This window comes from Rhizobium sp. BK619 (assembly GCF_014195245.1).
Lineage (GTDB): Bacteria > Pseudomonadota > Alphaproteobacteria > Rhizobiales > Rhizobiaceae > Rhizobium > Rhizobium acidisoli.
Window position 1 is genome coordinate 140,192 of the sequence record NZ_JACIBH010000016.1, and the last position, 19,250, is coordinate 159,441.

The 19,250-nt window shown below is 60.6% G+C and carries 21 protein-coding genes; 20 read left to right on the plus strand and 1 reads right to left on the minus strand.

All coding sequences use genetic code 11. The features are described 5' to 3' along the window. The 11 genes from FHX14_RS28010 (at position 1) to fliP (ending at position 6,798) form a co-directional block, all read left to right on the plus strand. Positions 1–543 carry a hypothetical protein gene (locus FHX14_RS28010; RefSeq protein ID WP_003588553.1) on the plus strand — a complete coding sequence of 181 codons (543 nt, stop codon included), beginning with the start codon at positions 1–3 and terminating at the stop codon, positions 541–543. A gap of 169 nt (positions 544–712) precedes the next feature. Then, complete coding sequence (gene flgB / locus FHX14_RS28015; protein ID WP_003588551.1) at positions 713–1,105, plus strand: flagellar basal body rod protein FlgB; 393 nt, start codon at positions 713–715, stop codon at positions 1,103–1,105. Between the two features lie 5 nt (positions 1,106–1,110). Continuing rightward, on the plus strand, positions 1,111–1,527 hold the full coding sequence (gene flgC, locus FHX14_RS28020; RefSeq protein WP_003570338.1) for a flagellar basal body rod protein FlgC: 417 nt from the start codon (positions 1,111–1,113) through the stop codon (positions 1,525–1,527). A 2-nt stretch (positions 1,528–1,529) separates the two neighbouring features. Then, a complete protein-coding gene (locus FHX14_RS28025; protein ID WP_003588549.1) occupies positions 1,530–1,871 on the plus strand; it encodes a flagellar hook-basal body complex protein FliE in 342 nt (113 codons plus the stop codon). Between the two features lie 19 nt (positions 1,872–1,890). Further along, positions 1,891–2,679, plus strand: coding sequence for a flagellar basal-body rod protein FlgG (gene flgG / locus FHX14_RS28030; protein WP_012556600.1), 789 nt, complete (start codon positions 1,891–1,893; stop codon positions 2,677–2,679). Positions 2,680–2,695: 16 nt separating this feature from the next. Further along, positions 2,696–3,178 (plus strand): flagellar basal body P-ring formation chaperone FlgA, encoded by a 483-nt coding sequence (gene flgA, locus FHX14_RS28035; RefSeq protein ID WP_003588544.1) that lies wholly within the window; start codon positions 2,696–2,698, stop codon positions 3,176–3,178. Beyond that, the gene (locus FHX14_RS28040; RefSeq protein ID WP_003588542.1) at positions 3,175–4,296 is read left to right on the plus strand and encodes a flagellar basal body P-ring protein FlgI; all 1,122 of its coding nucleotides are present in this window, start codon (positions 3,175–3,177) and stop codon (positions 4,294–4,296) included. The genes flgA and FHX14_RS28040 overlap by 4 nt, the downstream gene beginning before the upstream one ends. After that, a complete protein-coding gene (locus FHX14_RS28045) occupies positions 4,293–4,832 on the plus strand; it encodes a MotE family protein (protein WP_003588541.1) in 540 nt (179 codons plus the stop codon). Before FHX14_RS28040 ends, FHX14_RS28045 begins: the two co-directional genes overlap by 4 nt. Further along, the gene (gene flgH, locus FHX14_RS28050; protein WP_003588538.1) at positions 4,829–5,545 is read left to right on the plus strand and encodes a flagellar basal body L-ring protein FlgH; all 717 of its coding nucleotides are present in this window, start codon (positions 4,829–4,831) and stop codon (positions 5,543–5,545) included. The genes FHX14_RS28045 and flgH overlap by 4 nt, the downstream gene beginning before the upstream one ends. 12 nt (positions 5,546–5,557) lie before the next feature. Further along, a complete protein-coding gene (locus tag FHX14_RS28055; RefSeq protein WP_184380126.1) occupies positions 5,558–6,064 on the plus strand; it encodes a flagellar basal body-associated FliL family protein in 507 nt (168 codons plus the stop codon). Further along, complete coding sequence (gene fliP, locus FHX14_RS28060) at positions 6,061–6,798, plus strand: flagellar type III secretion system pore protein FliP (protein WP_003584259.1); 738 nt, start codon at positions 6,061–6,063, stop codon at positions 6,796–6,798. The genes FHX14_RS28055 and fliP overlap by 4 nt, the downstream gene beginning before the upstream one ends. Positions 6,799–6,894: 96 nt before the next feature. Here fliP and FHX14_RS28065 read toward each other — a convergent pair whose 3' ends face one another. Beyond that, positions 6,895–8,868 carry a glycosyl transferase gene (locus FHX14_RS28065; RefSeq protein WP_184380128.1) on the minus strand — a complete coding sequence of 658 codons (1,974 nt, stop codon included), beginning with the start codon at positions 8,866–8,868 and terminating at the stop codon, positions 6,895–6,897. A gap of 373 nt (positions 8,869–9,241) precedes the next feature. On the opposite strand from FHX14_RS28065, the gene FHX14_RS28070 reads away from it, so the two are divergent. The 9 genes from FHX14_RS28070 (at position 9,242) to FHX14_RS28110 (ending at position 19,157) form a co-directional block, all read left to right on the plus strand. After that, on the plus strand, positions 9,242–10,147 hold the full coding sequence (locus FHX14_RS28070) for a flagellin (protein ID WP_003588535.1): 906 nt from the start codon (positions 9,242–9,244) through the stop codon (positions 10,145–10,147). 281 nt (positions 10,148–10,428) lie between these two features. Continuing rightward, positions 10,429–11,337, plus strand: coding sequence for a flagellin (locus tag FHX14_RS28075; RefSeq protein WP_003588534.1), 909 nt, complete (start codon positions 10,429–10,431; stop codon positions 11,335–11,337). Positions 11,338–11,584: 247 nt separating this feature from the next. Then, on the plus strand, positions 11,585–12,496 hold the full coding sequence (locus tag FHX14_RS28080; protein ID WP_184380130.1) for a flagellin: 912 nt from the start codon (positions 11,585–11,587) through the stop codon (positions 12,494–12,496). Between the two features lie 299 nt (positions 12,497–12,795). After that, on the plus strand, positions 12,796–13,758 hold the full coding sequence (locus FHX14_RS28085) for a flagellin (protein ID WP_184380132.1): 963 nt from the start codon (positions 12,796–12,798) through the stop codon (positions 13,756–13,758). 200 nt (positions 13,759–13,958) lie between these two features. Beyond that, positions 13,959–14,588: a hypothetical protein gene (locus tag FHX14_RS28090; protein WP_184380134.1), complete on the plus strand. Its 630-nt coding sequence runs from the start codon at positions 13,959–13,961 to the stop codon at positions 14,586–14,588. Further along, positions 14,585–15,928 carry a MotB family protein gene (locus FHX14_RS28095; RefSeq protein WP_184380136.1) on the plus strand — a complete coding sequence of 448 codons (1,344 nt, stop codon included), beginning with the start codon at positions 14,585–14,587 and terminating at the stop codon, positions 15,926–15,928. Before FHX14_RS28090 ends, FHX14_RS28095 begins: the two co-directional genes overlap by 4 nt. A 4-nt stretch (positions 15,929–15,932) precedes the next feature. Further along, on the plus strand, positions 15,933–17,228 hold the full coding sequence (gene motC / locus FHX14_RS28100) for a chemotaxis protein MotC (RefSeq protein WP_184380138.1): 1,296 nt from the start codon (positions 15,933–15,935) through the stop codon (positions 17,226–17,228). Then, positions 17,225–18,652, plus strand: coding sequence for a flagellar hook-length control protein FliK (locus FHX14_RS28105; RefSeq protein ID WP_184380140.1), 1,428 nt, complete (start codon positions 17,225–17,227; stop codon positions 18,650–18,652). The genes motC and FHX14_RS28105 overlap by 4 nt, the downstream gene beginning before the upstream one ends. Beyond that, a complete protein-coding gene (locus FHX14_RS28110; RefSeq protein ID WP_003584276.1) occupies positions 18,600–19,157 on the plus strand; it encodes a lytic transglycosylase domain-containing protein in 558 nt (185 codons plus the stop codon). The genes FHX14_RS28105 and FHX14_RS28110 overlap by 53 nt, the downstream gene beginning before the upstream one ends. The last annotated feature ends 93 nt before the right edge of the window (positions 19,158–19,250 follow it).

Here is a 19,250-nt window from a genome sequence, read left to right on the forward strand (position 1 = left end):
GTGGCTGAATTCGACGACGAACGCATCGCCTCCCCGAAGCAGCGCGGGAAGGCCGCCCGCCTGGATCGGTTTCTGACCTTTGCCGGCCTGGCGCTTGCCGGCGCCTCCGCGTTCTTTCCCTGGTATGTTTTCTTCAACGAAGACAAATTCGGCATCAATATCGCCGCCAGCGACAATTCCCGCGAGCTGCCGGATTGGCCGGCTCGTAACGTCTTCAGCGTCTCGCCGCTTGCCATGGTCAACAAGAACGAGCCGGACAAGAAGGCGCCGCCGATCGATCCGCTGACGACGGCGACGGTCTCCGACCTCGGTAAGGAGCGCGAGGGCCGCCCCATCCTGGAGGATCAGCCCTTTCCCGGCAAGTCGTCCTTCCGCCTGCTGCACGTCTCCAATGGTCGGGCGCTGATCGAGGATACCTCCGGCATGTATGTGGTGCGCGTCGGCTCGATTCTGCCGGATCAGAGCCGCCTTGCGACAATCGAACAGCGCGAGGGCAAGTGGATGATCGTCACCTCCAAGGGTGAGACCTACCAGAACAACTGAACCTGTCGGTCAACGCCTGAGGCAATAGAGGCTCCGCCGCGAACCGGCCGGGGCCTCGGTTTTTTTTTTGGCCCCGCCGCTCGCCGAAAAGCGCCTTGAAACCTGAATTCCCGTAAGTCCCACGCAAGATTACCGCAATAGGTTCGGGACAGTAAAAACGGAGAGTCTCATGCAACCGATCCAACTTTTCGACTTGGCTTCGCGACAGGCGGAATGGCTGACGATCCGTCAGCAGGTTGTTGCCGGCAACATCGCGAATGCCAATACCCCGAAGTTCCGCGCCAAGGACGTCACGCCCTTCGATGCCGTGCTCGACAAATCAGACATCACCATGGCGCGCACCAATCCGGCCCATCTCAGCGGCAATGATTTCAGCGCCAGCGGCGATATCGACGTCAAGGACGCCTCACTCGACCAGGAAATCGGCGTCCAGGAATCCGGCAACACGGTCGGTCTGGCCGAGGAGCTTTCCAAGTCCGGCGATATCAAGCGCCAGTACGATCTGAACACCTCGCTGGTCAGTTCCTTCAACCGCATGATGCTGATGACCGTCAGGAAGTAAAAGTCATGGATCCGCTTTCAGCAGCAATGAAAATCGCCGGTTCCGGGCTCGAGGCGCAGTCGACGCGCCTGCGCATCGTTTCGGAAAACATCGCCAACGCCCGCTCGACCGGCGACACACCCGGTGCCGATCCCTATCGCCGCAAGACGATCACCTTCGGCCAGCAGATGGATCGCGTGAGCGGCGTCGAGACGGTCGACGTCAAGAAGGTCGGCGTCGACGAAGGCGACTTCAGCACCGAATTCGACCCCAGCAATCCGGCTGCGGACCAGAAGGGCGTCGTCAAGCTGCCGAACGTCAACATTCTGGTCGAGATGGCCGACATGCGCGAAGCCAACCGCTCGTATGACGCCAATCTGCAGACCATCAAGCAGACTCGCGATCTCATCTCCTCCACGATCGATCTCCTGAAGAGCCAATAATTATGATCAGCAGCGTCCAGAATGTCAGCAACCTTTCGATGACTCGTGCGCTTGGCGCCGTCGACACCGAAAATTCGGCCTCGTCGTCTGCCGCCACCATGCCGGGCACCGCAGGTGCGGCCAATAATATGAGCTTCGCCTCGGTCATGGGCAACATGGCGAGCGACGCGGTCAGCAGCCTGAAGGGCGCGGAAAGCATGTCCTTTGCCGGGATCAAGGGCACGGCGACGACGCGTGAAGTCGTCGATTCCATGCTCCAGGCCGAGCAGACGCTGCAGACGGCGATCGCTATCCGCGACAAGGTCGTCTCGGCCTTTCTCGAAGTCACCAAGATGCAGATGTAACTGATTTGAGGACGAACACATGAGAGCGCTCGCCATTGCAGCAACGGGCATGGATGCCCAGCAGACCAATCTGGAAGTCATCGCGAACAATATCGCCAACATCAATACGACGGGTTTCAAGCGCGCCCGCGCCGAATTCTCCGATCTTCTCTACCAGACCGAACGCGCCAAGGGTGTCGCCAACCGCGCCAACCAGGCAGTCGTTCCGGAAGGTGCCAATATCGGCCTCGGCGTCCAGACCTCGGCGGTCCGCAACCTGCATCTCCAGGGCGAACTGACCCAGACCGGCAACGACCTCGACGTGGCGCTGATCGGCAAGGGCTTCTTTCAGATCCAGTCGACCGACGGGACGACGCTTTACACTCGCGCCGGCGCCTTCAACAAGAACGACCAGGGCCAGCTCGTCACCATCGACGGCTACGAGGTCCTTCCCGGCATCACCATTCCGACGGGTTCGACCGAGCTGACGATCAGCCGCTCCGGCCAGGTTTCGGCCAAATTGCCGGGTGCGGCGGATGCGACGGTGCTCGGCCAGTTGACGCTTGCCGACTTCGTCAACGAGGCTGGTCTCCAGCCGCTCGGCGACAATCTCTTCCAGGAAACGGCAGCCTCCGGCGAAGCCGTCGTCGGCAATCCTGACGAGGAAGGTTTCGCCTACATGAAGCAGGGTTATCTGGAATCCTCGAATGTCGACCCGGTGAAGGAAATCACCGAGCTGATCTCGGCCCAGCGCGCTTACGAAATGAATTCCAAGGTGATCACCACCGCTGATGAAATGGCCTCCATCGTCAGCAAGAACCTGAAGTAAAGGGAAGGGCCGAAACATGATGTTTTGCCGGGCAGGACACATCTCAGGATGGGTGGCGGCAGCCACGATCGCAGTCGCGGGCATTTTCTTGCCCGCGGACGTGGATGCCGGCATGGGTTATGCCGTCGTCCCGACGACGATCATCTACCCCGGCGACACATTGTCGGCCAGCCAGCTTCAGGAGGTCGAGGTCACCAACCCCAACCTTTCCGGCGATTTCGCCAAAACCATTTCCCAGGTCGAAGGCCTGGTCTCCAAGCGCACGCTTTTGCCGGGCCGCACGATTTCGGTTTCAGGTCTGCGTGAACCCTATACGGTCACCCGCGGTTCTTCGATCCGCCTGGTCTTCTCGCTCGGTGCGATGACCATCTCAGCCGCCGGCTCGCCGCTCGAAGACGGTGCCACAGGGCAGCTGATCCGCGCGCGCAATATGGATTCCGGCGTCATCGTCAGCGGCACGGTGCTTGCGGACGGCACGGTCCATGTGAGGGCAAAATGAAATTGTTCTTCCGGTTCTTGACCCTTGTCGCGGTGCTCGCCATGAGCCTCGCCGACGTTGCGCCCGCCTGGGCGCTGACCTCCCGCATCAAGGATATCGCCTCGCTTCAGGCCGGCCGCGACAACCAGCTGATCGGTTATGGCCTGATCGTCGGCCTGCAGGGAACCGGCGACGGCTTCCGTGCCTCGCCCTTCACCGAGCAATCGATGCGGGCAATGCTGCAGAATCTCGGCATCTCGACGCAGGGCGGCCAATCCAACGCCAAGAACACGGCGGCCGTCATGGTCACCGCCAACCTGCCGCCCTTCGCAAGCCCCGGCAGCCGCATCGACGTGACGGTAAGCTCGCTCGGCGACGCAACATCGCTGCGCGGCGGCACACTGGTCATGACTTCGCTTTCCGGCGCCGACGGCCAGATCTACGCCGTCGCCCAGGGCGCTGCCATCGTCACCGGCTTCCAGGCCCAGGGCCAGGCGGCGACCGTGACCGAAGGTGTGACCACCGCCGGCCGCGTGCCTGGCGGCGCCATCATCGAACGTGAACTGCCGTCCCGCTTCAAGGACTCGGTCAATCTCGTCCTGCAGTTGCGCAACCCCGACTTTTCGACGGCGATCCGCATCGCCGACATCGTCAATGGTTATGCCTCGGCACGCTTCGGCGGCCCGGTCGCGGAAGCCAAAGATTCGCAGGAAGTGGTGATCCAGAAGCCGCGCACGGCCGATCTCACCCGGCTGATGGCCGACATCGAAAATCTCATCGTCGAAACCGATACGCCGGCCAAGGTTGTCATCAACGAACGCACCGGAACGATCGTCATCGGCTCCGACGTCCGCGTCTCGCCGGTCGCCGTCAGCTACGGTACCTTGACGGTTCAGGTCACCGAGACGCCGCAGATCATCCAGCCCGAACCCTTCTCGCAGGGCCGCACCGCGGTCCAGCCGCAGACCGATATCGCGGCTGAGCAGACCGGCGGGCGCGTCGCCATCATCGATGGTCCCGACCTCAGAACCCTCGTTGCCGGCCTCAACAATATCGGCGTGAAACCGGATGGCATCATCGCCATTCTCCAGGGCATCAAGTCGGCGGGCGCCCTGCAGGCGGAGCTTGTGCTGCAATGATAAAGATCATCAAAGACATGACGGTCCTGCAATTGCTGCGCCGGCTGGCGCTGCCGGCAGCAGGCCTCGTCCTTCTGTCGATCCCGGGGGCCTTCGCGCAGGAGCATGCGCCGGCGGGCGACATCACCTCCCAGGACGAAGTCAAGCAGTTCTGCACCAACATCGCCGACCCCGCCCGCGACCAGCGTTACCTCCTGCAAAAGCAGGAGCTGGAAAAGCTTCGCGCCGACATCGACGCCCGCATGGCGGAGATGGATAAGCGCAAGGCCGAGTACCAGGACTGGCTGAAGCGGCGCGACGATTTCCTGAAGCAGGCGGAAGCCGGCCTCACCGAGATCTACAAGAAGATGAAGCCGGATTCGGCCGCACTGCAGCTGCAGGATATGAAGATCGAGGTGGCCTCCGCCGTGATCATGCGGCTCGGACCGCGTCAGTCGAGCCTCATCCTCAACGAGATGGACCCGAAGAAGGCCGCGGCCATCGCCAGCGTCATCGCCAGTGCGTCCGATCCCAATACGTCGAAGGATCCTTCATGAACATGCGTTTCCCGGCCGCGATCGCCGCCCTCGCACTCCTTGCAGGTTGCCAGTCACCGACGGCAGTCAGCGAGATCGGCCGCGCGCCCTCCATGAGCCCGATCGGCAGCGGTCTTGCCTACGGCCAGACGCCGCAGATGGCGCTTTATCCGAAGCAGCCGCGCGCCGTGGCGCAGGGTTATTCGCTGTGGAGCGATTCACAGGCGGCGCTCTTCAAGGATGCGCGCGCGCTCAATGTCGGCGACATCCTGACCGTCGACATCCAGATCAACGACAAGGGCTCGTTCGATAACGAGACCAACCGCAGCCGCAAGAATTCAAGTGGCATGAACTGGGACGTCAACGCCCAGATCTTCGGCTGGACGCCCGAGTCCAAGACTGACCTCACCTATGGTTCCGACACCAGCACCGACGGCAAGGGCAAGATCGAGCGCACCGACAAACTGACCCTTCTGGTTGCCGCCGTCGTCACCGGCATTCTCGAAAACGGCAACCTCGTCATATCGGGCTCGCAGGAAGTCCGATTGAACCAGGAACTGCGTATCCTGAACGTTGCCGGTATCGTTCGCCCGCAGGACGTCAATGCCGAAAACCAGATCTCCTACGACAAGATCGCCGAAGCTCGCATCTCCTATGGTGGCCGCGGCCGCCTGATGGAAGTGCAGCAGCCTCCGCGCGGCCAGCAGGCCGTCGATCTTTTCTCGCCGCTTTGAGGCTGAACGACGATGGCAGAGCCAGACGCAAGCGCAGGTCAACCGAAGAAGAAGTCCGGCACCCTGATGATGATCATCGGCATCGCTGTCCTGACGCTGCTCGGCGCCGGCGGCGGCTGGGCGGTCGGCACGATCGTCGCGCCCAACATCAAGGGCGCCAAGGAGGCCGAGCAGGCCAAGGACGCCGAGGCCAAGAAAAAGGCCCAGGAAGGCCTGGCCCACATCTCGACGGAAGCCAACAACGTCGTCCAGCTCGAGCCGATCACGTCGAACCTCGCTTACCCCTCGGAAAACTGGGTCCGACTCGAGGTCGCGCTGTTGTTCAACGGTCCACCGGATGTCAAGGTTTCCGAGGATATTCACCAGGATATCCTCGCCTATATCAGGACCGTTTCCCTGCAGCAGATCGAGGGGCCGCGGGGCTTTCAATATCTCAAGGATGACATACAGGAACGTGTTGACCTTCGCTCGCAAGGGCGGGTATCGAAGGTCATGTTCAGGACATTTGTCATCGAATGATTCGTCTCATAGTTTTCCTTGCCGCCATGATGGCGGTACCGGAACTGGCGGTGGCACAGCAGCTGCCGACTGACTTGTTGAACGTGCCGGTCGATGGCTCCGTCGCCGCCTGGATCATCCGCACATTCGGCCTGCTGACCATTCTCTCGGTCGCGCCGGGCATCCTGATCATGGTGACGAGCTTCCCGCGCTTCATCATTGCTTTCTCGATCCTGCGCTCGGGGATGGGCCTCTCCTCGACCCCCTCCAACATGATCCTCCTGTCGCTGTCGCTGTTCATGACCTTCTACGTCATGTCGCCGACCTTCGATCAGGCCTGGCAGAACGGCGTGCAGCCGCTCCTTGCCAATCAGATCAACGAGACCGAGGCCGTCCAGCGGATTGCCGAACCCTTCCGCACTTTCATGGCGGCCAACACCCGCGACAAGGATCTGGCGCTTTTCGTCGATCTGGCGCGTGAACGCGGACAGACTATCCAGACGACCGATCCGATCGACTATCGCGTGCTGATCCCGGCCTTCATGATTTCGGAGATTCGCCGCGGTTTCGAGATCGGCTTCCTCGTCGTCCTGCCGTTCCTCGTCATCGACCTTATCGTCGCCACCATCACCATGGCGATGGGCATGATGATGCTGCCGCCGACCTCGATCTCGCTGCCGTTCAAGATTCTCTTCTTCGTGCTGATCGACGGCTGGAACCTGCTGGTCGGCAGTCTGGTGCGCTCGTTCAACTGACCGGCCGCCGCTCCTGTCTTATCTTCACCCAGGTCTTCGCCAATGAGAAAAACCCGCCGGATCGCTCCGGCGGGTTTTTCGTGACGAATGAAAAGCTTACTCGGCGCCGAACGGCGCCGTTCGCGGCGGCAGCGCCGCAATGTCCATGTGCTCGGGTGCGAGACGCTGCTTGCCGCGCTCGGCCATGATTTCGTAGGCCTGCTCCAGATGATTGCAGAAACGTTCGGCGTCGAAGAGCGGCGCGATATAGCGCTTCTCTTTCAGATGCGCCTTGTATTCGGCGATCCGTCCGGGATTCTGCGCCAGTTCGACGGCCATATCTTCATAGGCTTGCAGGTCGCTTGCGACGAGGTCGGGCAGGTCGATGGCCCGCAGCAGGCTCTCGCTGACGCGTGAGGCGAAGTTGGTGCCTTTGAAGGTCAGAACCGGCAGGCCGCCCCAGAGCTGCTCCGAGGTGGTCGTATGGCCGTTGACGGGGAAGGTATCGATGCCGAGATCGGCCGCCTGCTGGCGGTCGATATGTTCTTCATAAGGTGCGCGCGGGCAGAAGATGATCCGCTTCGGCGAAATGCCTGCCGTCTGGAAGTGCTTCAACAGGTTCGCCTGGTTGCGCGGCGAATTCGCCATCAGCCAGAGCACGCTGTTCGGCGCCCGCTTGAGAATCCGGCACCAGCTGTTGACGACTTCAGGCGTGATCTTCCGGTTGCCGTTGAAGGAGGCGAAGATGAAGGCCTCTTCCGGCAGGCCGAGCTGCTCGCGGGTGACGGGGCGTGGCTTCGGGCGATGCATCGGGTCGTTCGGCTGATAGCTCTCCGGCAGCCGGCAGAATTTCTCGTGAAAGAAGGGCTTGGCCACCTCGGGCAATACCGAATGGTCGCCGATGACGTAGTCGAGATCGATATTGACCGTGCTGCCGGGGAACCCGAGCCAGCCGACGTGTACGGGCGCCAGCGGCAGGTTGAAGGCTGTCGCGCGACTGCCTGAAGTATGGCCCTTCAGGTCGACCATGATGTCGATATTATGCTCGCGCACGACTGCCAGCACCGCCTGGTCCGAGAAGCCGTGAACGTCGACGATCCGGCCCCAGCGGCTGCGGTCGGTCACGTTGTGCTTCAGGTATTCCGGACCCGTATGGCAGAAGAGCGTCACCTCGAACCGGTCCTTGTCGTGCAGCTCCAGGATCCGCTGCAGGAGCTTCATCGTCGCATGGCGATCCCAGAAGTCCGACGACATGTAACCGATCCGGATCTTGTCCGACCATGTGTGCGGCTGGTTGCGGCGGAAGGCCACCCGTTCCGGATTGAGAGGGGTGGTGCCGATCGTGGCATAGCGGTTAAAATCCTCGTTGCCGCACCAGTGCAGATGATAGAACGGGTTGTCCTTGCGCAGGATCTCGACGTCGCCCTTTGCGAGTGCAGCGTCGATCACCCCCTGATGTTTGCTTGCCTCTTCGAATTCGTTGAATTCCCGGGCGAAAACCAGGTGCAGGAAGCGGAATGCAAGATTGCCTGGAAAACGCTTGAAGAGGTTGCGCGAGAGGCTCTGGTTGGTTGCGTCGTTCAGATCGTCGCTCAGCTGCAGAGCTGCCAGCCGCATATGATCAGGATTGGAACTCTGTGACAGCACCGTCTTGAACGGGCGAATGATATCCCGCTGCTGGCGCTTCAGATAGATCGCAGTGATGATGAAGGCGAGTTCCGCGTCGTCCTGTGCCTTGGCGAGGTTTCGCATGGCGATCAGCAGGGCATCATCCTCATTGCCGATCTCATAATGCAGCTTGGCAGCCTGTTTCTGGTATTCGTAGGCATTCGGTCCGTCGCAGTTACCGGCCAGGCCATAGGCTTTCGCGGCATCGGCCTTGAAGCCGAGCTGCACGAGGTTCTTGGCCAGCAGCGCGTAGGTCTTGGCGTCCTGCTGGATATCCATGAGCTGGTTGAGCGTCGCCAAGGACTGTGTGTAGCGGCCCGCCTGGTAATCTTTGGATGCCGCAGAGAACGAAACTTTGCTGTTCAAAACCCAACTCCGTAAAGGAAATGTTCTGGCATGGCTGTCGATCGCCGACGCACGCACGAGCCATCCTCCCCGAGAAAGGGTGGATCGATCCGATGATGCTATCCCGGCACCTGCCACACTGCCATGCGAAGCTTGCTTGAAACCGGTGCGCCTTATGAAGGTGCTTCCCTTCAAGAGAAAATGGTTTCTTTCCCGGTATGTTAGCATGCGAAGGAATAGATTCAGCCGGCATTAACTATGCGATGTAAGGAGCCGGCACGAGGCCTCCATTTTTAAGAAGTTGGCAAGCATTGGCTGCGAGATTGCCCTGGACATGACGGGTTTGGGCCAAACAAAAAAGGCGCCGAGTAGCATGAAGCTGGTCCGTCATCGCCGGTACTATAGTCCGGTATGTCCTCCTTTTTGTATCTAGTTTCCAGGGGACAGATTTATGACAAGCATTAACACCAATTCTTCCGCGCAGGCCGCTCTCCAGACGCTGCGCAGCGTCAACCAGAACCTCAACAGCACGCAGAACCACGTTTCGTCGGGTTACCGCGTTGAAAAGGCTTCTGACAACGCTGCCTACTGGTCGATCGCAACGACCATGCGTTCGGACAACAAAGCTCTCGGCGCAGTTTCCGACGCTCTCGGCGTAGGCGCTGCGAAGGTCGACACCGCTTACACGGCAATGGACAGCGCCATTGATGTCGTCGGCGACATCAAGGCCAAGCTCGTTGCCGCGACTGAAAACGGCGTCGACAAGGCCAAGGTCCAGGAAGAAATCGGTCAGCTGCAGCAGCAGCTGATGAGCATCGCTCAGTCGGCTTCCTTCAACGGCGAAAACTGGGTTGCCGGCGCTGACGGCACCAAGAGCGTCGTTTCGTCCTTCGTCCGCGACGGCTCCAACGCCGTGTCGGTCACGACGACCGATTACGTTCTCGACGACGGCTCGGCAGGCAACGTTCTGTTCGGCATGAGCAACGGCACTGTCGAAACCTCCTCGGGTATCCTTGGCACGTCGAATGGTGCAACCGGTTCTGTCTACTCGATGGACATCACCAACTTCACCGCCGGCCAGATCCAGACGGCTCTGACCAACGTCGAAGCGGCTCTGAAGTCCATGACCAGCGCCGGCGCTGCTCTCGGCTCGCTCTCCAGCCGTATCGACAGCCAGGACACCTTCGTATCCGCTCTCAGCGACTCGATCGACTCCGGTGTCGGCCGTCTCGTCGACGCCAACATGGAAGAAGAATCTTCCAAGCTCAGCGCCCTGCAGACCCAGCAGCAGCTGGCGATCCAGTCGCTGTCGATCGCGAATTCCTCTTCGCAGAACATCCTGTCGCTCTTCCGCTAAGAGCGGTCGGCAAAGGCTTTCAAGTTTCGCGGCCGGGTCATTCCCGGCCGCGAAATGTTTTAACATTAGGTTAATGAAAATCCTTCTAAGTGTCAGATATTTTTACGCTATTTCCATTTTGAATTTAGCTTTCCTTAACCATCTTGCTGTTTTCTAGGCCCATCGAAACGGCGAGTTAACCCTAACAAGAATGGTTAACAGGCATGATGCTGATCGCTGTGGGCCGGCCGAAAATCCGGAATGTCCCTTTTTAAAATCTGCCAACAAGGGGCAAACAAACTATGACGAGCATCAACACCAATAACGCTGCAATGGCAGCCCTCCAGACTCTCCGTGGCATCAACCAGGGTCTCCAGACAACCCAGGCCCACGTTTCGTCCGGCTATCGCGTCGGCCAGGCTTCCGACAATGCTGCTTACTGGTCGATCGCAACGACCATGCGTTCGGACAACAAGGCGCTTTCCGCCGTCTCCGACGCTCTCGGCCTCGGCGCCGCCAAGGTCGACACTGCTTACTCTGCCATGGACAGCGCCATCGATGTCGTCGGCGACATCAAGGCCAAGCTGGTTGCCGCGACTGAAAACGGCGTCGACAAGGCCAAGGTCCAGGAAGAAATCAGCCAGCTGCAGCAGCAGCTCCTGAGCGTCGCTCAGTCGGCTTCCTTCTCCGGTGAAAACTGGGTTGCCGGCGCTGACGGCACCAAGAACGTCGTTGCCTCCTTCGTCCGTGACGGCTCCAACGCTGTTTCTGTCGTGATGACCGACTACGTTCTCGACGACGGCTCGGCAGGCAACGTTCTGTTCGGCATGAGCGGCGGCGCGGTGGAAACCTCCACGGGTATCCTCGGCACGTCGAATGGCGCAACCGGTTCTGTCTACGCGATGGACATCACCAACTTCACCCTCGGCGAGATCCAGTCGGCTCTGACCAACGTCGAAGCGGCTCTGAAGTCCATGACCAGCGCCGGCGCTGCTCTCGGCTCGATCTCCAAGCGCATCGAACTGCAGGAAAACTTCGTATCCGCTCTCAGCGACTCGATCGACTCCGGTGTCGGCCGTCTCGTTGACGCTGACATGGAAGAGGAATCCTCCAAGCTCAGCGCTCTGCAGACCCAGCAGCAGCTCGCCGTCCAGTCGCTGTCGATCGCGAACTCCTCTTCGCAGACCATCCTCACGCTGTTCCGCGGCTAATAAACCGCAGAAATATCGGCCCGCCGGTCTGCGGCAGGCACCTCGCAAACGAGCCGCGCTTCAATGGAGCGCGGCTTTTTTAATGTCTGTTAACGGTTGATTAACCATAATGCTGTTTTCTGCGATCAACGAGACGGCGGGTTAACCAAATTTAAGAACCGGTTAACAGGCATGAGGCTGGTCCCCGTTCCCGGTAGCTTTCCGGAATGTCCCTTTCTATCAACTGCCGACAAGGGGCAATCATTTCATGACCAGCATTTTGACGAACGTTGCGGCGATGGCCGCTCTTCAGACACTCCGCGGAATCAATGACGGCCTCGAGGCTACGCAGAACCGCGTATCGTCGGGTTATCGCGTCGAAAAAGCGTCGGACAACGCCGCCTACTGGTCGATCGCAACAACCATGCGTTCGGACAACAAGGCACTCTCCGCCGTCTCCGACGCTCTCGGCCTCGGCGCCGCCAAGGTCGACACCGCCTACTCTGCCATGGACAGCGCCATCGACATCATCAGCGAAATCAAGGCGAAGATCGTCGCCGCGACCGAAAAGGGCGTCGACAAGACCAAGGTCCAGGAAGAAATCGGCCAGCTGCAGCAGCAGTTGCTCAGCATCGCGCAATCGGCTTCCTTCTCCGGTGAAAACTGGGTTGCCGGCGCCGACGGCACCAAGAGCGTCGTTTCCACCTTCGTGCGCGATGGCAGCGGCAATGTCTCGGTCAAGACGACGGACTACATCCTGGACTCCAGCTCCACGGGCAACGTCCTCTTCGGCATGGACTCGGTCGGCTCGATCGAGACGAGCTCCGGCATTATCGGCACATCATACGGTACGATCGGCTCGATCTACTCGATGGACATCAGCAGCTTCGGCTCGGTTGAGATCTCCATGGCCCTGACCTCGATCGAGGCCGGCCTGGAGGCGATGACCAAGGCTGCATCGCAGCTCGGCTCGATTTCCACGCGAATCGAACTGCAGGAAAATTTCGTCGGCGCGCTCAGCGACTCGATCGACTCGGGCGTCGGCCGCCTCGTCGACGCAAATATGGAAGAGGAATCGAGCAAGCTGACGGCGTTGCAAACGCAGCAACAGCTGGCGATCCAGTCGCTGTCGATCGCCAACTCCAGCGCTCAGAACATCCTCACGCTGTTCCGCAGCTAAATCGGGCGCTGAAGCTGGACCGAATCTTGCGCCTTCGTCCGGCAACAAGCAAAAAGCCTACAAACCGCGTCCGAAACGGCGCGGTTCTTTCTTTTATATCAACAGCTTGACTTGCATCGCGATCGACGCGGCGCGTTCAGTGCTGCGCTCTTGCCCAACGGGTTGATATCGAGTTACCTTCGCTTTCAGTTGATTTGCTTTTGCGACACGCCGGTAGAAACTCTACCGGAGGCATGACGCCACTTCAGTCGCCGCCGGCATTCCGGCCTGCCCCTTGACCTTATTCCGAGACCCTGTCGATGACCGTTAAGATTACCAGCGCGGCCGCGGTGAATGCGCTTGCGGTGCTACGCAGCATCAACAAAGAAGCCAGCCAGACCCAGCAGCAAGTGTCCTCGGGATACCGTATCGAGACGGCCTCCGACGATGCGTCCTACTGGTCGATCGCAACCGTCATGCGCTCGGATAGCACCAATCTGGGCACGATCGGAGATGCGCTTGGTCTCGGCGCTGCCAAGGTGGATGCGACCTACACGGCGATGACCTCGGCGATCGATCTTATGGGCCAGATTCGCGCCAAGCTGGTTGCAGCAAAAGAGCCCGGCACCGACAAGGACAAGATCAATGCCGAGATCAGCGAATATAAGGAGCAGCTGAAGAGCGTCGTTGAATCGACGTCGTTTGCCGGCGAAAACTGGCTGCTGAACGGCGATACCGCCGCGCCGCCGACATGGTCGGTGATCTCGAGTTTCGCGCGCGCGCCGACCGGCGAATATCAGGCTCAGACCATCGATTTCCCCTCGTCGCAAACCATCCTCATCGATAAGAACGATGCGAGCGGCGGACTGTTTACCAAGGCGGTCGATGCCAATGCGATCAACAACAGCGGTACGACGTCGCGCAACTATTACCTTTTGGACGCCAGTTCGACCACGCCGGCGACGGGCACGGAAATTGCGATCGACAAGAATACCACCGATGCGCAACTCACCGATATGCTCGATGTGACCGACTCGCTGCTTTCCTCGCTGACGACGACGGCCGCTTCCATCGGCGTGATGAAGACGCGCATCGACGATCAGATGGACTACACGGCCGATCTCTCCGATTCGATCGACAAGAGCGTCGGTGCGCTCGTCGATACCGACATGGACGAGGCTTCGATCCGGCAAAAGGCCATCGAAACCCAGAAGCAGATGGCCGTCGAAGCGATCTCGATCCTCAACACGGCTTCGAGCAAGATTCTGATCCTGCTGGAATAAAGGTGGGCGCGATCGCGGATGGCGGCGCCATTCATCCTCGCGCAAGTTTGACTTCCTAGTTTCCGGCATGAAGGCATCGTCCGAATCCGTGCCGGTGCAAGGTGAAGCCCTTGCCCGTTCGAAGCGACGTGCCGGCGCGCAAGGTCGTTTTGAGCGGGGGTGGATATGCTGCATGCCTCCCGAATGCTGGATGGTTTTTTATGAGCATTACGCTTTCCCGGTATTTGAAGGATTTCGGTGAACCGGAACCGTCGGCGCCGATCATCGAGATGGACGATTTCGGCGGCGACGGTTTTCCCGAAATGCCGAGCGAACCGGTAATCGACGTCGAGGCGGAGCGCCGCGATGCCTATGCGCAAGGTCATGCCGCAGCGACCGCTGATTTGACCGAAAAATACGAACGCGAGACGCGGACGCTGGCCGAGGCTCACGCGCGTGAGCTCGCCGAGCTGAGGCTTCGCTACGAAGTCGAGGCGGCAGCGGTCATTGCATCCCGCGTCCGCGATATCGCCGAAGAGGTCGCGCAGCTGGTCAGTGCCGGTGCCGCTATCGCCATCGCGCCCGTGATGACCGAAGCGCTTGCCGCCAGGGCAGCCGAAAGCCTCGCCGTGCTGCTGCGCGACTCGATCCTCGAGGGCGCTGCCGGACCGATCGTCGTCCGCGGGCCAATCCGGCTTTTCGAACTCTTAGCCGCCGAGCTCGGTGAACATGCCGAGGCGGTTCGACACATTGAGACTGACGATATCGATCTTGCCGTCGAAATCGGCGAATCCGTCATCGTCACCCGTATGTCCGCCTGGGCAGCCAGCTTGAAGAAAGTTCTCGAATGAGCGAAGGCGAAAACCACCACCACGGCAAGAACGAGATCATCATCGTCAAAAGACATGGCGGCGGTGATCACGATGGCTCCCATGGCGGTGCGTGGAAAATTGCCTATGCCGACTTCATGACGGCGATGATGGCGTTCTTCCTGGTCATGTGGCTGGTCAATGCCGCCAACGAGGAGACTAAGGCCTCGGTCGCGACCTATTTCAATCCGATCAAGCTCTCCGACGAGAAGCCGACCGAGAAGGGACTGAAGAAGCCTGTCGACAACGCCGAGGGTGAGGAGAAGCAGGAAAAGTCGAAACAGAAGGAAGAAAATCCGAACGACGGCAAGGCTTCGGCGGATGGTGACGACCAGACCTCGACATCAGGCGACCAGACCAATTATTCCGAGGCCGATTTCTTCGAAAATCCCTATTCGGTTCTGGCTGAGATCGCGCAGGAAGTCGGCCAGCAGGCCAATGTCAGCGCCAAGGGCGATGGCGGTGCCGCCGATTCCGGCCCGGCCACCGGCGCCGATGGCGGCGAAGCCTATCGTGATCCCTTCGATCCGGATTTCTGGACGAAGCAGGTCGAGGTGACGACAGCCGGCAAGTCCGCGCCTCCCGGCAAGAGCGACGAGCAGGCGGCCGAAAGCGCGACAACCGAGATCGCCAAGGTCGAGGATATGAAGCCGATACCGCTGACCACCGATCAGAAGGCCGCAGAGGAAGCCAAGGGCGCGGCCGAGGCCAAGGACGGCAAGGCGCCGGATGACAAGAAGTCTGGCGATAAGAAGGCTGAGGACAAGAAGGCCGCAGCGCAAAAGGATGCAGCGCAGAAGGACGCCGATCATCAGAAGGATGCGGACAAGAGCGCGGCCGAGACCGAACAGCAGCAGCAGAAAGAAGCAGAGCAACTGCATGCGCAGATCGCCCAGCAGATCGGCGGCATTGCCGGCAAGCTTGCCGAAGGCCTGACCGTAACGGCATCCGAAGGCGGATTGCTGGTCAGCATCTCCGACCAGAGCGACGACTCGATGTTCAATATCGGTTCCGCGGTTCCTCGCCAGGAGATGGTGCTCGCCATGGAAAAGATCGGCGCGATCCTGAAGGAAAGGGGCGGCGCGGTCGCCATCCGTGGCCATACGGACGGGCGCCAGTATAAGGGTGCGCAGAATGAGAACTGGCGGCTTTCGATGGACCGCGCCCAGAGCGCTTATTACATGTTGGTACGCGGCGGGCTCGACGAAAAACGCATCTCTCAGGTTTCGGGCTTTGCTGACCGCCGGCTGAAACTGCCGTCCGACCCGTTCAACGCGACCAATCGCCGGATCGAGATCCTGGTGCAGGCGGATCGAGGATAACAGGATGGCGCGTCGGCAGCATCGCTATGTCGGATTTGTGGCCCTCGGCCTGGCGATGCTTTCGCCGACCGCAGCCAAGGCGCAGGATCCGGACGATCTTGCACCCTACAAGATGCTGCGGTCGCTGCAGTTCGTGCAGGATTCCGTCGTCTCCGGCGATCATTCGGCCGGTGAGATGCAGCGCTTCATGCTGGGCACGATCGACGAGCGGCTGCGCAGCGTCGACACGTCGGTCTTCGATGACGACCGCAACGTCGATGCAGCGCTGATCTACGCGATGAGCGGCGGCAATCCGCAGACGCTCGAATATCTGATCGCCCACGACGTCAACGGCTATTTCGACAACCGTGTCACCGATGTGCTCAGAAAATATCTGAGCGGCAAGGGGCTGCTCGTCGCCAAGACACTGGAGGAGACGGCCAGGGAATACCGCGACAAGAAGATCGGCCCTTACCTCGCATTGATCGGCGGCAACGTGCTGATCGCGACGAAGCCGACAGACGCGCTGGATCTCTACGACCAGGCGCGCCTTGCAGCACCCGGCACGATCGTCGAGGAAGCGGCGTTGCGCCGCTCCGTCGCCATCTGCGTCGACAAGGGGATGCTCGACAGGGGCATGGCCTATTCGCAGCGCTATATCAGGCGCTTCCTGCATTCGCCTTATGCCAGCCAGTTCGCCGATCTTTTCGTTACGCTCGTCGTCGGCCATGATCACGACGTGAAGCCGCAGGATGTCATCGACATCCTGTCCTTCATGGACGCGCCGCGTCAGCGCGAGGTCTATCTGCGCATCGCCCGCGCTGCGGCGATCGCGGGCAAGCCGCAGCTGGCCCATATGGCGGTCGAGCGTGTGCAGTCGCTTGGCGCCGGCACCGACAATGCTTTCGGTCCGCTGGCGGATTTTTATGGCGGCATGGCCGGCCTTCCCACAGAGGATATCGACCAGGCGGCGAAGAATGTCAGCGGCATCGCCGGCAACACGCTTTCGCCGCGGGATCAGGCGTTGCAGGAGGCGGCGCGATCGGTTGCCGAGCAAATCCTGCGCGCTCCCGACCCGGCAAGCCTGACGCAAGCCTCGGACCCTAACACTTCTGATCAAGAAATCACTTCTGAAAAGGCTGCGGCTATAGCTCCGCAACCGGGAGCGCCAGGCGCGCTTCCCGAGCCTGTTCCGGGAGGTGTGGCATCGACTGGCCAGAGCCAGGGTGCCGACCCCTCATTTAACGCATTTGTGACGACCAATCGGTCCAAGCTCGACGAGATCGACGGTCTTCTGGCGCAGGAAGGCAACGAACAATGATGGATATGAGCGTTTTGGGCGGAGCCGCCGGTGCGGATCCCGCCGCCGCTGCGAAATCTGCACGACCGATGGGCAAAGACGATGCCGCCGGCCAGAAGAACGGCTTCTCCGACGCGCTTGCCAAGGCAAGCAACGACGCCGACGATGCGCAGCCGGAGCAGGGTGCGGTTACCGATACCGGTACCGAGAAAGTGGCGCGGACGATCCGCAGCCGCAGCGGCGCAAAGCCGTTGATCGATCTCGGCGACGCCGCTTTGAAGGCACAGGCTGAAGTGCAGCCGGAAACCATCGCCAATGTCGTCGCGGCAAAGCCTGTAAAGGCTGCAGTCAAGATGCCCGCGGATCTTGCCTTCGGCAAGCTCGACGCGAAGGACAGCTCGGCCGAGGAGGTCGTTCAGGCGGCCAAAGGCGGCAAACATGCCAAAGCCGACGCGTTGGAAACCGATACGGACACGGACAGCGAGGATGACGACGGCGGTATTTCCGATGTGCTCGGTCTGCTGAAGCAGGATCCTGCCGACGGCGCGGTCGCTTTGTCGGCGGCAGCAGGCGTCCATCACGCGTCTGCCCGAGCCGACGACGTCAAGCCGGCCGACAAGAAGATCGAGGGTATCGACGCCAAGGCAGGCGGCCATGCGTCCGACGCCCTGGCGGCCGTCAGCGGCAACGTCGACAGCGGCAAGGCTGATGAGGTCAAGGTACCCGGATCGGAGAATGCCGAAGCCGCCGACGGCAGGACGTTCAGGATCAGCCGCGCCGATGGCCGTGGCGTGTCGATGGACATCCATCTCGGCACGGATCAGGCCGGTTCTCAGGATGGCTCGAAGAAAGCCGATGTCGAAAACGTTTCGGTTCTCGAATCGCGCCGCTATATCGGCCTGATGCAGAACTCGAATTCCGCCGCCGTCACGGCCGCTCTCTCCGGCGATTCCGAATGGGCGCGCGCCATGGAACCGAGCTCGGCGCTCTCCAACGCGGCGGAATGGACAAGCACCGGCAAGGTGGTCAATACGCTGAAGATCCAGATGAACCCGCTCGATCTCGGCATGGTGACGGCGACCATGCGCCTGTCCGGCGACGCCCTGAATGTCGACCTCAAGGTCGAAACCGGCGCGGCCTATCGTCAGATGAAGGAAGATCACGGCAAGATTCTCGAAGCTCTGCGCAGCCAGGGCTACGCCGTCGACAACGTCACCATCAGCATGGCGCCGGTCGAGCGTAGCGACGCCGGCAGCCAGGCAGGCAGCCAAGGCCAAGCCTCCCAACAGCAGTCGCTCGCCCAGCAGGGGCAGGGCGGCGAGGCGCGCGAGCGTCACAATCAGACGGCACAGCGGGCGGGCGGAGGCTTCAATGGTGCAGGCGAGACCGGTATTGAAGACGTTTCTGCTGGCCGCAGCGGCGGCACTGGCGGCGTTTACCTCTGAGGCGAAAGCCTCCACCGGCGCCTGTGAGCGTGAGATCCAGTCGGCAGCTGCCAAATACGGCATCCCGGAAGGCATCCTCTATTCGGTCGGCCTGACGGAGACCGGCCGCAAGGGCTCGCTCTATCCCTATGCGATGAACGTCGAAGGCAAGGCGATCTTTCCGCCCTCCGAACAGGACGCGATGCGGCAGTTCGACGTCGCCCGCAGCAGCGGCGCCAAGCTCATCGACATCGGCTGCATGCAGATCAACCACTACTACCATGGCGAAAATTTCGGCTCGGCCGAGGATATGTTCGACCCGCATCGCAACGTCGAGTATGCGGCAAAATTCCTCCGCAACCTGCATGACCGTCACGAGACATGGACGATGGCGGTAGCCAGATACCACGCAGGCCCCAACAACGACCCCGCGCAGAAGCAATATGTTTGCCGCGTCATCGCTAATCTGGTCGCCACCGGCTACGGCAAGTGGACTCCCAATGCGAGTAACTTTTGCCGAAATTGATTCAACCCAAAATGGAAGAGGCCTATTGTGACGAAACTGTGTCACAATATGGCAGGAATCCGGCATGAATCCCCTGCGCAAGTCATAATTAAG